Origin of the sequence: Massilia sp. ZL223 (assembly GCF_018119395.1) — a bacterium.
In the GTDB taxonomy this organism is placed as follows: domain Bacteria; phylum Pseudomonadota; class Gammaproteobacteria; order Burkholderiales; family Burkholderiaceae_D; genus Telluria.
In genome coordinates this window covers 30,790-44,215 of record NZ_JAGPWD010000019.1, presented here as the reverse complement: position 1 = coordinate 44,215, position 13,426 = coordinate 30,790, and the positions used below count along the sequence as shown (strand labels likewise).

12 protein-coding genes are annotated in these 13,426 nt (G+C 69.2%); 6 read left to right on the top strand and 6 right to left on the bottom strand.

The window, feature by feature from the left end; all coding sequences use genetic code 11:
• Positions 1-47: 47 nt before the first annotated feature.
• The 4 genes from rfaD to KBW95_RS13245 all read right to left on the bottom strand — a co-directional run bounded on the left by rfaD (position 48) and on the right by KBW95_RS13245 (position 4,812).
• Positions 48-1,061 (bottom strand): ADP-glyceromanno-heptose 6-epimerase, encoded by a 1,014-nt coding sequence (gene rfaD / locus KBW95_RS13260; protein WP_211525691.1) that lies wholly within the window; start codon positions 1,059-1,061, stop codon positions 48-50.
• Positions 1,062-1,072: 11 nt separating this feature from the next.
• Positions 1,073-2,110 (bottom strand): lipopolysaccharide heptosyltransferase II, encoded by a 1,038-nt coding sequence (gene waaF, locus KBW95_RS13255; protein WP_211528472.1) that lies wholly within the window; start codon positions 2,108-2,110, stop codon positions 1,073-1,075.
• Positions 2,111-2,142: 32 nt separating this feature from the next.
• The gene (locus KBW95_RS13250) at positions 2,143-3,750 is read right to left on the bottom strand and encodes an ABC-F family ATP-binding cassette domain-containing protein (protein ID WP_211528471.1); all 1,608 of its coding nucleotides are present in this window, start codon (positions 3,748-3,750) and stop codon (positions 2,143-2,145) included.
• A gap of 153 nt (positions 3,751-3,903) precedes the next feature.
• Entirely contained in the window at positions 3,904-4,812 is a 909-nt protein-coding gene (locus tag KBW95_RS13245) for a LysR family transcriptional regulator (RefSeq protein ID WP_211528470.1), read from the bottom strand.
• Between the two features lie 106 nt (positions 4,813-4,918).
• Between KBW95_RS13245 and KBW95_RS13240 the strand changes: the two genes are divergently transcribed.
• On the top strand, positions 4,919-5,671 hold the full coding sequence (locus tag KBW95_RS13240) for an SDR family oxidoreductase (protein WP_373888797.1): 753 nt from the start codon (positions 4,919-4,921) through the stop codon (positions 5,669-5,671).
• Between the two features lie 3 nt (positions 5,672-5,674).
• Here the strand turns inward: KBW95_RS13240 and cyoE are convergent, their stop codons facing one another.
• A complete protein-coding gene (gene cyoE, locus KBW95_RS13235; protein ID WP_211528468.1) occupies positions 5,675-6,598 on the bottom strand; it encodes a heme o synthase in 924 nt (307 codons plus the stop codon).
• 392 nt (positions 6,599-6,990) lie between these two features.
• Between cyoE and KBW95_RS13230 the strand changes: the two genes are divergently transcribed.
• The 5 genes from KBW95_RS13230 to crtB are packed head-to-tail and all read left to right on the top strand — an operon-like array spanning position 6,991 to position 12,904.
• Positions 6,991-7,977, top strand: coding sequence for a polyprenyl synthetase family protein (locus KBW95_RS13230; RefSeq protein ID WP_211528467.1), 987 nt, complete (start codon positions 6,991-6,993; stop codon positions 7,975-7,977).
• 2 nt (positions 7,978-7,979) lie between these two features.
• Positions 7,980-9,284 carry a glycosyltransferase gene (locus tag KBW95_RS13225; RefSeq protein ID WP_211525684.1) on the top strand — a complete coding sequence of 435 codons (1,305 nt, stop codon included), beginning with the start codon at positions 7,980-7,982 and terminating at the stop codon, positions 9,282-9,284.
• Positions 9,277-10,449 (top strand): lycopene beta-cyclase CrtY, encoded by a 1,173-nt coding sequence (gene crtY, locus KBW95_RS13220; protein WP_211525683.1) that lies wholly within the window; start codon positions 9,277-9,279, stop codon positions 10,447-10,449. The genes KBW95_RS13225 and crtY overlap by 8 nt, the downstream gene beginning before the upstream one ends.
• Positions 10,446-11,936, top strand: coding sequence for a phytoene desaturase (locus KBW95_RS13215; protein ID WP_211528466.1), 1,491 nt, complete (start codon positions 10,446-10,448; stop codon positions 11,934-11,936). Before crtY ends, KBW95_RS13215 begins: the two co-directional genes overlap by 4 nt.
• A complete protein-coding gene (gene crtB, locus KBW95_RS13210; protein WP_211528465.1) occupies positions 11,933-12,904 on the top strand; it encodes a 15-cis-phytoene synthase CrtB in 972 nt (323 codons plus the stop codon). Before KBW95_RS13215 ends, crtB begins: the two co-directional genes overlap by 4 nt.
• Here crtB and KBW95_RS13205 read toward each other — a convergent pair.
• Positions 12,798-13,361 carry a sterol desaturase family protein gene (locus KBW95_RS13205; protein WP_229429732.1) on the bottom strand — a complete coding sequence of 188 codons (564 nt, stop codon included), beginning with the start codon at positions 13,359-13,361 and terminating at the stop codon, positions 12,798-12,800. The genes crtB and KBW95_RS13205 overlap by 107 nt on opposite strands.
• Positions 13,362-13,426: the final 65 nt, after the last annotated feature.

The following is a 13,426-nucleotide window of genomic DNA, read 5'->3' as shown; positions in this document are numbered from 1 at the left end:
GGGAGAAGGCGAAAAAAAAGCCGCCCTCAGGCGGCCCTCCACGAAGATCAGCGCACCGGCTGCCCCTTCAACCACTCCATATACTTCGCCACCCCGCCCGCCACGTCGGTGAAGGTCTCCGCATACCCCGCCTCGCGCAGCGCGGAAATGTCGGCCTGGGTGAAGCTCTGGTACTTCCCTTTGAGCTTGTCCGGGAACGGCAGGTACTCCAGCAGCCCCTTCTCCACGATCTGTTCGAGCGACATGGGCGCCCCGCCCTCGTTGGCGAGCGCGTTGACGGTGGCCACCGCCAGGTCGTTGAAGGGCTGCGCGCGGCCGGTGCCCAGGTTGAAGATGCCGCGCTGTTCCGGGTGGTCCAGGAAGAACAGGTTCACCTTGACCACGTCCTCGATGAAGATGAAGTCGCGCATCTGGGTGCCCGCCTCGTAGCCTTCGTTGGCGCCGAACAGCTTGACCTTGCCCTCTTTCTGAAACTGGTGGAACTGGTGGAAAGGCACCGAGGCCATCGTGCCCTTGTGGCCTTCCAGCGGGCCGTAGACGTTGAAGTAGCGCAGGCCCACCACCTGCGGGCCGGTGTCCTTGCCGCGGCTGCGGCCCAGCCAGTGGCGGCGCACGTACTGGTCGAACAGGAACTTGGAATAGCCGTAGACGTTCAGCGGGCGCTCGTGCGGGCGCTCTTCCTTGAACACCGTGCCGCCGCCGTACACCGCCGCCGACGAGGCGTAGATGAAGGGGATGTTCTGGCGCTGGCAGAACTCGAACAGCTCGATGGTGTACTCGTAGTTGTTCGCCATCATGTAGCGGCCGTCGGTCTCCATGGTGTTGGAGCAGGCGCCCTGGTGCAGCACGGCGGTGAACTTGCGGTCGAACTGGCCGGACCGCAGGCGCGCGATGAAGTCTTCCTTGTCGAGGTAGTCCGCGATCTCGGCGTCGACGATGTTGTGGAACTTCTCCGGGCGCGACATGTTGTCGACGCCGAAGACGGAAAACGGCTGGCGTGCCGACAATGCGTGCACCAGGTTCGCGCCGATGAAGCCTGCTGCGCCTGTAACCAGAATCATGGTGGGTCCTTTTAAGTAGTCGTGACGCCCGCGCCGGCGAGCATGGGTTGCAAAGGCTGCCACACGGCGGCCGGCGGGATCTGCTTCATGCAGTTCTGGTGCCCCAGCGGGCACTCGCGCTGCTGGCAGGGCGAGCATTCGATGTGCAGCCACAGCACCTTGGCCAGCTCGGACAGCGGCGGCGTGTGGCGCGGGTCGGTCGGGCCGTAGATCGCCACCACCGGGCGGCGCAGCGCGGCGCCGATGTGCATCAGGCCCGAGTCGTTGGTCACCACCGCGGCCGCGCGCGAGATCAGGGCGATCGCTTCGCTCAGCGAGGTGGAGCCGGCCAGGTTGTGCGCCTCCGGCACCACGGCCGTGATCTCCTCGCACACCGCGCGGTCTTTCGGAGAACCCATCAGCAGGATGCCGACGTCAGGGCGCTTGGCGCGGATGGTCTGGGCCAGCTCGGCGAAATAGGCGGACGGCCAGCGCTTGGCCGGGCCGAATTCGGCGCCCGGCGCGAAGGCGACGTAGGGACCCGCCGGCAGGTTCAGGCGCGCCAGCGCGGCCTGGGCCTGGGCGCCGTCGACCCACATCACGGGCTCGGGCAGCTTGTCCGGGCGCGGCAGGTGGCGCACCGGCTCGTCCGCCAGCGCGGCGTAGAACTGGGCCATGGGACGCGGCGCGGCCTTGTCGTCGTGGTGCATGACATTCACCAGGCCGTAGCGCATCTCGCCCTTGTAGCCGACCCGCTTCGGGATGCCGGCCAGCCACGGGATCAGGGCGAATTTCAGGGTGTTGGGCAGCACGTAGGAATCGGCATAGCCGCGCGCCTTCAGCATCCCGGCAAAGGCGCGGCGCTCGCCGAGCTGGAGCTTGCCGTGCTTGAACGGCGCCTCGAGCACCGAGTCGACTTCGCGCATGGCCTGCCATACCGGCGCCACCCAGGTGGGCGCCAGCACGTCGATGGGCCGGTCCGGATGCAGCTCTTTCAGCCGGCGCAGCAGGGGCTGCGCCATCACGGCGTCGCCGATCCAGTTGGGGGAAATGACAAGGGTGCGCAACATCGTCGTTCTTCGTGGGAATTCGTAACCCCGGATTATAGCAATCGCCAGCCATCCGGCGCGGCCCGCAGGCGCTGCGTCAGTCCAATGCGCTCCAGGAAGACGGCATCGTGCGACACCACCGCCAGCGCGCCCTGGTAGGCGTTCAGCATCGCTTCCAGCGCGGCCAGCGAGGGCAGGTCGAGATGGTTGCCCGGCTCGTCGAGCAGCAGCAGTTCCGGCGGCTCGTCCGCGTACAGCACGCAGGCCAGGGCCGCCTTCAGGCGCTCGCCGCCGCTGAGCAGGCCGGAGGGGCGGCGCACGGCGTCGGCGTCCAGTCCCAGCTGGACCAGCCAGGTGCGCAGCATGTCCTCCCCTACACTGCGGTTGCGCTCCAGCAGCTGGTCCAGGGTCGAACGCGCCGGAGCGAGGATGCCGAGCTGCTGGTCGAGCCAGGCCACGCGCGCCGGCAGGCTGACTTCACCGGCCAGCGGGGCGAGCACGCCGCCCAGCACCTTCAGCAGGGTCGACTTGCCGCAGCCGTTCGGGCCTTCGATGCCGATGCGCTGGCGGCCCGTCACGCCCAGGCTGACGCGGTCCAGGGGCGCGCGTGCGAACGGCAGCACCACGTCCTCCAGCAGGGCCACGCGGCGCTGGGCGGGCGCCGCGCCGCCCGCCGCATGGATGCGCACCGCCGCGTCCTCGCGCAGCTGCAGGGCGGCCTCGCGCAGCGCCCGCGCCCCCTCCTCGCGCGCGGCCTCGTGCTGCACGCGCAGCCGGCCGGTGCTGCCTTCGCTGCGCTCCTTGCGTCCGCCCAGCAGGATGGCGGCCTGGTTGGCCGTTTTGCCTTCGCGCTTGCCCTGGGCCTGGCGGCGCGCCTGGCGCTCGCGCTGCTCGCGCCGCTCCTGCTCGTCGCGCCGCAGGGCCAGGCGCGCGTGTTCGAGCTGGCGCGCGGCGCTGTCCTGTTCCTGGCGCCGGACGGCTTCGTAGAAGGCGTAGTCGCCGCCGTAGCTGCGCAAACCCTGCTCGGACAGCTCGACGATGCGCTCCATGATGCCCAGCAGTTCGCGGTCGTGGCTGATCACGATCAGGCCCTTGCGCCATGCCAGCAGCTGTGTGGCGAGCGCCTGCCGGCCCGCCCGGTCGAGGTGGTTGCTGGGTTCATCCAGGATCAGGACATCCGGGTCGCGCAGGGCGGCGCCGGCCAGCGCCACCCGCATCGCCTGGCCGCCGCTCAGCGAGGCCACCGGCGTGCTTGGTGCAAGATGGCCCAGGCCGGCGCGCTCCAGTTCCTGCGCCAGGCGCTGGCGGATGTCCCAGCCCTCTCCCACCGCCTCGAAGTCGCCGGGCTCCAGGCTGCCGGCCTCGATGCGTTCCAGCGCCGCCAGCACCGGGCCGGCGCCGGCCAGTTCGGCCACAGTGCGCGCGCCGCCCTGCCCCGCGTGCTGGGCCAGGTAGTAGACGGAGCCCGGACGCAGGCAGCGTCCCGCCGCCGGTTCCAGTTCGCCCGCGAGCAGGCGCGCCAGCACGCTCTTGCCGGCGCCGTTGCGCCCGACCAGGCCGGTGCGGCGGGTGTCGAATTGTTCGGTGAGATCGGAAAACAGGTTCCTGCCGTCGGGCAGGACGAAGGATGCGCGGTCGAGCGCGAGTACGGTAGTCGTCATGGATGCTCCAGGATGCCGGCGAACTTCCCTGCGCGAGCGGGAAGGCGAAGAACGGGCCGTCAACTGACGGCGGCATCAATGGCGCATTGGACGAGTACCTCCTGGATGGAATGGATGCGATGTTAGCAGAGCGCGGCGGCCGCGCCAACCGGATCAGGGACGGACGTCGTAGGCGGCGAAGACCTCGACCGCCCAGTCGACGAACACGCGCGCCTTGCCGTGCAGGTGGCGGTTGGGCGGATACATGATGTAGAGCGGATGGCGCGGCTGGCGCCACTCGGGCAGTACCCGCACCAGTTCCCCGCTGTCGAGCTGATGCCGCACCGAGAATTCGAAACACTGGCCGATGCCCAGGCCCGCGATCAAGGCCCCGACCAGGGCCGTGCTTTCGTTCACGGCCATGTGGGCGCCGCCCTGGACCTCGATGGTCTCCCCGCCGCGCGTGAACACCAGCGGAAAGGGCTTGCCGGTGAGCGAAGAGAAGTAGCTCACCAGCGCGTGCCCGGATTCCAGCTCGCCCGGATGCGTTGGCAGGCCGCGCCCTTGCGCATACGCGCGGTGGGCGCAGACCAGCATCTCCAGCTCGCACAGCTTGCGCGCGACCAGCGAGGTGTCGGGCAGCGCGCCGCCACGGATCACGCAGTCGATGCCCTCGCCCACCATGTCGGCCGGACGGTCGCTCACGCCCAGGAACAGCTCGATGTCGGGATAGCGCTCGCGGAAGGCCGGCAGCGCCGGAATCAGGATCAGGTTGGCCAGCACCGAGCCGACGTCCACCCGCAGCCGCCCCTTGGGCTGGGCGCGGCTGCGGCGCGCCTCGGCGTCCATGTCTTCCAGCTCGGCCACCAGCTTGAGCGCGCGCTCGTAGTATTGCGCGCCTTCCGGCGTGACCGTGATGCGGCGCGTGGTGCGGTGGATCAGCTTGGTGCCCAGGTGCTCTTCGAGATCCTGGATGATCTTGCTGGCCGTCGAGCGCGGAAGGTTCAGCTGGTCGGCAGCCTTGGAGAAGTTGCCGGCCTCCGCAATACGCACGAAGGTCTTGAGCGCGAGTAATTGGTCCATGCACCGATTGTACAGATTGATGGATAGTCATTCCATCGAAACCGGATTTATCTACGCATATGGAGAATCTACACTTCTTCCATCAACCCACCACATGGAGGAAGTCATGAAGAAACTCGAAGGCAAAATCGCACTCGTCACCGGCGGCTCGGCGGGCATCGGCCTGGCAACGGCCCAGCTGTTCGCACAGGAAGGCGCACGCGTCTTCATCACCGGCCGCCGCCAGGCCGAGCTGGACGCCGCGGTCGACAAGATCGGCCCCAACGCCACTGCGATCCAGGCCGATTCCACCAGCATGGCCGACCTGGACCGCGTCTACGCCACCGTTGAGGACGCCGCCGGCCGCCTGGACGTGCTGTTCGCGAACGCCGGCGGTGGCGACATGATGCCGCTCGGCCAGATCACCGAGCAGCACGTGGACGACGCCTTCGATCGCAACGTCAAGGCGGTGCTGTTCACGGTGCAGAAGGCGCTGCCGCTGCTGTCCCAGGGCGCATCGGTGGTGCTGAGCAGTTCCGTCACCGGTGTGACCGGTACCCCGGCCTTCAGCGTCTACAGCGCCACCAAGGCGGCGGTGCGCAACTTCGCGCGCAGCTGGATCCTGGACCTGAAGGAGCGCCGGATCCGCGTCAACGTGGTGAGCCCGGGACCGGTGCGTACGCCGGGGCTGGTGGAACTGGCCGGCGACGATGCCGCCGCCCAGCGAGGCCTGCTGGACGCGCTGGCCAGCCAGGTGCCGCTGGGCCGCGTGGCCGAGCCGGAAGAGATTGCGAAGGCCGTGCTGTTCCTGGCCTCGAGCGACGCCAGCTACGTCAACGGCGCCGAACTGTTCGTCGACGGCGGCATGGCCCAGGCCTGAGGCTTACAGCGCCGTGACCCAGTGATCGGCCAGCAGCGCCGCGAACAGCAAGGCCAGGTAGACGATGGACCAGCCGAAGGCCTTGCGCGCCACCTGGTCGCTGTAGCGGCGGTGCACCAGCCAGGCGTGGCGCAGGAACACCGCATCGAGCGCCGCCGCGGCCAGCAGGTAGAGCAGGCCGCTCATTCCCACCACCCAGGGCAAGGCGGTGCCCAGCGCCAGCGCGATGCTGTAGCGCCACACCATGCGGCCCGTGTGCGCCATGCCGTGCGTGACCGGCAGCATCGGCAGCCCGGAGCGCGCATAGTCCTCGCGCCGGTACATGGCCAGCGCCCAGAAGTGCGGCGGGGTCCACAGAAAGATGATCAGGACCAGCAGCCAGGCCTGCAGCGGTGTCTCCCCCGCCACGGCCGCCCAGCCCAGGGCCGGCGGCATCGCCCCGGCCAGCCCGCCGATCACGATGTTCTGCGGCGTGTTCGGCTTGAGCAGGAGGGTGTAGACGAAGGCATAGCCGACAAAGGTCGCCAGGGTCAGCCACATGGTGAGCGGATTGACCATCCAGTACAGCGCGGCCATGCCGGCGCCGCCGATCAGGCTGGAAAACGCGATGGTGTGCAAGGGCGTCAGTTCGCCGCGCGCGGTGGCCCGGCGGGCGGTGCGCGCCATGCGCGCGTCGACCTTGGCCTCCAGCAGGCAGTTGACCGCGAAAGCGGCGCCGGCCAGCAGCCAGATGCCGGCCGCGCTCCAGAACAGCACGCCCCAGCCGGGGAAGCCGTCGGCGGCGAGCAGGCTGCCGATGACGGCGCAGAACACGGTCATCAGGGTGACGCGCGGCTTGGTCAGGGTCCAGTACTGGGCCAGGCGGCCGGGCTGCGTGGAGACGCGGGCGCAATCGGCGTCCGCAAGGGCGATTTCGAGATTCGGCATGGTGTTCGGTGGAAGGCGCCGCAGCCGTCGCTGGCGGCGAAGCTGCCATGCTATCGCAATCCGCAGCACGTTTGAGGTGGGCAAATCGTCCCAGTTGACGGACCGGCAAGCCGCACCAGCCCCTGAACCGCTTTCGAACCGGCCTCGCCAATCGTGACACAGTCTCGCCGGCAAGCTTCCATGTAGGATGCAAAACGAACAATGCACCAGGCAGGCTTCTGTCGGCATTTGCATCAAACAGGTAAGAAAATTGTCTGTTTAGCCGGCAAGACCAGATTTACAACAGCCCGCGCGCATTTACATGCATTAACGTTTTTTCAAGATTGTTTCAGGTAAGATCGGCTGGACGACCGTCCGGTTCCCTCTCCCAGCACTCTGCAAAGGAATGGCGCATGACAACTCAGACAAGGCGGTTCGGCGGCCCGGACAGGGACCCACGCGACGAGCTCGCAGGCATGCGCCAGGAACTCGAGGAACGCATCGCCTTCCTGCTGGCCGATGGCGAGCACCGCGGCCACGCCGACATGCTGAGCCTGGCCATGCGGGCGGGCGCGCTCAGCGCCGGCAAGCGCATGCGTCCCCTGCTCCTGATGCTGGTGGCGCGCGACCTGGGCTGCGCCTCGCCGGCCGTGATCGACGTCGCCTGCGCGGTCGAACTGGTGCACGCGGCCTCGCTCATGCTCGACGACATGCCCTGCATGGACAACGCCATGCTCCGGCGCGGCAAGCCGGCCGTCCACGTGCAGTACGGCGAGGACGTCACCATCCTGGCGTCCATCGCCCTGCTCAGCCGGGCCTTTTCCATCCTCGCCTCGATCCAGGACGTCGCCCCGCTCACCCGCACCCGGCTCGTGAACCGGCTGGCCGAGACGATCGGCGCGCAAGGCCTGGTGCGCGGCCAGTTCATGGACCTGCGCGGCGGCGCCCATTCGGTGGCCGAGATCGCGGCCACCAATGAACTCAAGACCGGCGTGCTGCTGGGCGTCGCAGTCGACATGGCGGCCATCCTGGCCCAGACCGAGGACAGCGTCGGCGACGCCCTGCGCGCCTTCGCGCTGGCGGCGGGCCAGGCCTTCCAGATCCGCGACGACTTCCAGGACGGCGCCGACAGCAGCCTGACCGGCAAGGACACCGGCAAGGATGAAGGCAAGAGCACCTTCGTCAATGCGCTCGGCAGGGACGAAGCCAGGCGCCGCCTGAGCATCCACCTGATGGAAGCCGACCGCCACCTGGGCGCCGCCCTAAAGGGCAGGCAGCGCACCCGCGGCTTCGTGCGCGCGCTGTTCTCGCAGGGCGTGCCGGATGCCTTCCACGCGCCCGGCATCGGCGCCCTGGTCCATGCCGAGGCCGGATCGACGCGCGACGCACGCATCGGCTGACCATGGCGCACTTCGCAGTCGTCACTCCTGCGTTCTATAGCCACTTCAACGCCATGTCGGCGCTCGCCGTCGAGCTGATCGACCGCGGACACCGCGTGAGCTTCCTGCACCGCCCGGACGCCGCGCAATGGGTGGCGGACGAGCGCATCGGCTTCCACGCCGTGGGCCTCGACACCCATCCGCCCGGATCGGTACAGGCGGCGCTGCGGCGCGCGGCCAATCCCGGGGGGCCGCTCGGGCTGCGGCGCGTGATCGAGGACATGGCCGACAGCACCGCCATGCTGTGCCGCGAACTGCCGGCCGCGCTGGACACCCTGGGCATCGACGCCATCCTCGCCGACCAGATGGAAGCGGCCGGCGGCCTGGTGGCCGAGGCGCTGCGCATCCCCTTCGTTTCGGTGGCCTGCGCCCTGCCCGTCAACCGCGAGCCGGGCGTGCCGCTGCCGGTGATGCCCTTCGAGTACGGCCAGAGCGAACGCCACCTCAAGATGGCCGAGGGCAGCACCCGCGTCTACGACTGGATGATGAGTCCGCACCGCCGCGCCATCGCCCTGCAGGCGCGCCTGCTCGGCCTGGGCGAGCGCGACAACCTGCAACACTGCCTGTCGCCGCTGGCGCAAATCAGCCAGACCACCTCGGCCTTCGATTTCCCGCGCCGCGCGTTGCCCGCGCATTTCCACCACGTGGGACCGCTGCGCTTCACGAAGCGCGCCGCCAGCGCCAGGGACCGCGACTACTTCCTGCCCGAGATCGCGAGCGATCGTCCCTTTGTATTCACCTCGCTGGGCAGCATGCAGGGCGCGCGCTTCGGCCTGTTCCGGCGCATCGTGCGCGCCTGCCGCGCGCTCGACGTGCAGCTGCTGGTGGCCCATTGCGGCGGCCTGGATGCTCACCAGGAGCAGGTCTTGCGGGGCGAAGGCGCCACCTGGGTGTGCGCCTTCGCCCGCCAGGAAGCGGTGCTGGCGCGCGCCGACGCCGTGGTCTCGCATGCGGGCGTGAACACGGTGATGGACGCGATCGCGGCGCGCACGCCGATGCTGGCGCTGCCGATCGCCTTCGACCATCCCGGAGCGGCGGCCAGGGTGGTCCATGCCGGCATCGGCCTGCGCATGTCGCCGCGCTTCGCCCGCGCCTCGGCCATCCGCCGTCAGGTGCGCAGGCTGCTGGACGAACCGGGCTTCCGCCAGCGCCTCGAACCGCTGGCCGCGAACCTGGCCCAGGCCGGCGGCACGCCGCGCGCGGCCGATATCGTCGAAGCGGCGCTGCACCTGCGGCGCACACCGGACAGCGTGGCCTGCCTTGGATAAGTCCTACGACCTGATCCTGGTGGGCGGTGGGCTGGCGAATGGCCTGATCGCCTGGCGCCTGCTGGCCCGGCGCCCGGAGCTGCGCATCCTGCTGCTGGAACAGGATGCGCAGATCGGCGGCAACCACACCTGGTCCTTCCATGACGGCGACCTGGATGCGGCCCAGCGCCAATGGATCGCGCCCCTGGTCTCGGCGCGCTGGCCGCGCTACGACGTGGTGTTTCCGCTGTACGCGCGCACGCTCGACAGCGGCTATGCCAGCATCGCCTCGCAGGATTTCGCGCGCGTGATCGCCCCGGCGCTGGGCGCATCGCTGCGCCTGAATGCGCGCATCGAGAGCCTGAATCCGACGCAAGTCGGCCTGGCCGACGGTTCCACCCTGCGTGCGAAGGCCGTCATCGACGGCCGCGGCATGCGCGCCAGCAGCCGCCTCAGGCTCGGCTACCAGACCTTCCTCGGCCAGGAAGTGCGCCTGAACTGGCCGCACGGCCTCAAGGCCCCGGTCATCATGGACGCCAGCGTCGCCCAGCAAGGCGGCTACCGCTTCGTCTACGTGCTGCCCTTCGGGCCCGACCGGCTGCTGATCGAGGACACCCATTACGTCGACACCCAGGTCTGGGAACCCGAGCGCCTGCGCGCCAATATCGCGGCCTACGCGCGCGAGCAGTGCTGGGACATCGCCGAGGTCCTGCGCGAGGAACAGGGTTCGCTGCCCATCGTGCTGGCGGGCGACTTCGAGGCCTACTGGAACGACCTGCAGGGCCAGCCCTGCGCCGGCCTGCGCGCCGGGCTGTTCCACTCCACCACCGGCTATTCGCTGCCGCATGCGGTGCGGCTGGCCGAGCGCATCGCCGGTTTGCGCGAGCTCGACGCGCCGCAGCTGTTCGCCGCCATCCGCGACGAAGCGCGGCAGGAATGGCGCCGCCAGCGCTTCTTCCGCATGCTCAACCGCATGCTGTTCCTGGCCGGCAGTCCGGACAGCCGCTGGCGCGTGATGCAGCGCTTCTATCGGCTGCCGGCGCCGCTGATCGCCAATTTCTACGCCGGCCGCCTGAGCCTCGGGGACAAGGCGCGCCTGCTGTCGGGCAAGCCGCCGGTTCCCGTGCTGCAGGCCTTGTCGGCCGTGTGCAAGACCCACCCTCGCCAATTCGGGAAGCAAGAATGAACGCCACCAAAAAAGCAGTCGTCGTGGGCGCCGGCTTCGGCGGCCTCGCGCTGGCCATCCGCCTGCAGGCCCGGGGCGTGCAGACCACCCTGCTGGAGAAGCGCGACAAGCCGGGCGGACGCGCCTACGTGTACGAAGACCAGGGCTTCGTGTTCGACGCCGGGCCGACCGTCATCACCGACCCTTCCGCCATCGAGGAATTGTTCACTGTGGCCGGCAAGCGCATGCGCGACTATGTCGAGCTGCTGGAAGTCGCACCCTTCTACCGCCTGTGCTGGGAAGACGGCAGCCATTTCGACTACGCCAACGACCAGGACGCGCTCGACCGCCAGATCCACGCGCGCAATCCGGCCGACGTGGCGGGCTACCACCGCTTCCTGGCCTATTCGAAGGCCGTGTTCGAGGAAGGCTACATCAAGCTGGGCGCCGTTCCTTTCCTGTCCTTCCGCGACATGATCCAGGCCGGGCCGCAGCTGGCGCGTCTGCAGGCCTGGCGCAGCGTGTACGGCATCGTGTCGCGCTTCATCCAGGACGAGCACCTGCGCCAGGCCTTCTCCTTCCACTCGCTGCTGGTGGGCGGAAACCCCTTCGCCACCTCGTCGATCTACACCCTGATCCACGCGCTGGAGCGGCGCTGGGGCGTGTGGTTCCCGCGCGGCGGCACCGGGGCGCTGGTCAGGGGACTGGTGCGGCTGTTCGAAGACCTCGGCGGGCGCATCGAGCTGAACGCGCCGGTGGCGCGCATCGAAACGGCGGGTGCGCGCGTGAGCGGCGTGCGCCTCGAGGACGGCCGCCTGTTCGCCGCCGACGCGGTGGCCTCGAACGCGGACGTGGTCCACACCTATGGCTCCCTGCTGGGCCAGCATCCGCGCGGCAGCGCCGAGGCGGACAGCCTGCGCAAGAAGCGCTTCAGTAATTCGCTGTTCGTGCTCTACTTCGGGCTCGATCATCACCACCAGCAGCTGCGGCACCACACGGTCTGCTTCGGGCCGCGCTACCGGGAACTCATCAAGGAAATCTTCCAGGGCGACGCCCTGGCCGAGGATTTCTCGCTCTACCTGCACGCGCCCTGCGTGACCGACCCGTCGCTGGCGCCGCCCGGCTGCGGCAGCCACTACGTGCTGGCGCCGGTGCCCCACCTGGGCAATGCCCCGATCGACTGGGAAGTCGAAGGTCCGCTGTACCGCGATCGCATCTTCGACTACCTGGAACGGCGTTACATGCCGGGCCTGCGCAGCCAGCTGGTCACCAGCCGCATCTTCACGCCGCTCGACTTCCGCGACCAGCTCAACGCCCACCTGGGCTCGGCCTTCTCGCTGGAGCCGATCCTGACCCAGAGCGCCTGGTTCCGGCCGCACAACCGCGATGCGGCGCTGCCCAACCTCTACCTGGTGGGCGCCGGCACCCATCCCGGCGCCGGCGTGCCGGGCGTGATCGGCTCGGCCAAGGCGACGGCCGGCCTGATGCTGGACGAGGTGGCGCCATGAGCGAAGTCCTGCTTGAGCACGCGACCCGGGCCATCGAGGTCGGCTCGAAGAGCTTCGCGGCCGCCGCCAGGCTGTTCTCGCCTGGAACGCGGCGCAGCGTGCTGATGCTGTACGCCTGGTGCCGCCACTGCGACGACGTGGTGGACGGCCAGGAACTCGGCTTCCACGCCGCCGCGCAAGCGCCGCACGACGCCAGGCGCGAGCTGGCCGAACTGGTCGAGCAGACCCGGCGCGCCTATGCGGGCGAACCGATGCGGGCGCCCGCCTTCGCCGCCTTCCAGGAAGTGGCGCTGCGCCACGCGATGCCGCAGCGCTTCGCCTTCGACCACCTGGCGGGCTTCGCGATGGATGTCGGGGAAACGCGCTACGAGAGCATCGAGGACACGCTGCGCTACTGCTACCACGTGGCCGGCGTGGTCGGCCTGATGATGGCGTCGATCATGGGCGTGAAGGATGCGGCGGTGCTGGACCGCGCCTGCGACCTGGGCCTGGCCTTCCAGCTGACGAACATCGCGCGCGACATCGTCGAGGATGCGGCGAATGGCCGCTGCTACCTGCCGGCCGCATGGCTGCGCGAGGCCGGCATCCCGCCGGCGGAGGTGGCGCTACCCAGGCACCGCGAAGCGCTGGCGCGGGTGGCGGCGCGCCTGGTCGACTACGCGGAACCCTATTACGACTCGGCCAACGCGGGCATCCGCGACCTGCCCCTGCGCTCGGCCTGGGCCATCGCGACCGCGCGCAACGTGTACCGGCAGATCGGGATCGAAGTGAAGCGGCGCGGCGCGCGCGCCTGGGACGAGCGCTGCGGCACCTCGAAGGCGGAGAAGCTGTGGCTGCTGGGGAAAGGCGGCGTGGCCGCGCTTACTTCGCGTCTCGGCTCTGCGCCGCCACGTCCGCCTGGCTTGTGGCAGCGGCCTGGCGCGGCGCACGCAGCGGTCCCGGATGCCGCGCTTGCAGTTGACGCTTGAGGGTCTCGACCGGCGGCGCGTACAGGAAGCCGAAGGACACCGCGCCGTCCTTGCCCTCCACCGCGTGGTGCATGCGGTGCGCCTGGTAGAGCCGCTTCAGGTAGCCGCTCTTCGGCACGTAGCGGAAAGGCCAGCGGCGGTGCACCAGACCGTCGTGGGCGACGAAGTAGAGGAAACCGTAGGCGGTCATGCCCGCGCCGATCCATTCGAGCGGATGGGCGCCCTCGGTGCCGAACCAGATCAGGGCGATGGCGACGCCGGCGAAGACCACGGCGTACAAGTCGTTCTTCTCGAACCAGCCGGTGCGCGGTTCATGGTGCGAACGGTGCCAGCCCCAGCCGAAACCGTGCATGATGTACTTGTGCGCGACGATGGAAAACAGTTCCATCATCACGACGGTGAGCACGACGATGAAGGCATTCCAGAGCATGGTGGTCGGTGGCGGATCGGCAGGCAATGGCGGAACTCCAGCCTACCATAAGCCCCCCGGGCGCACGGCTTCCTCTGCATGACAAACACGGT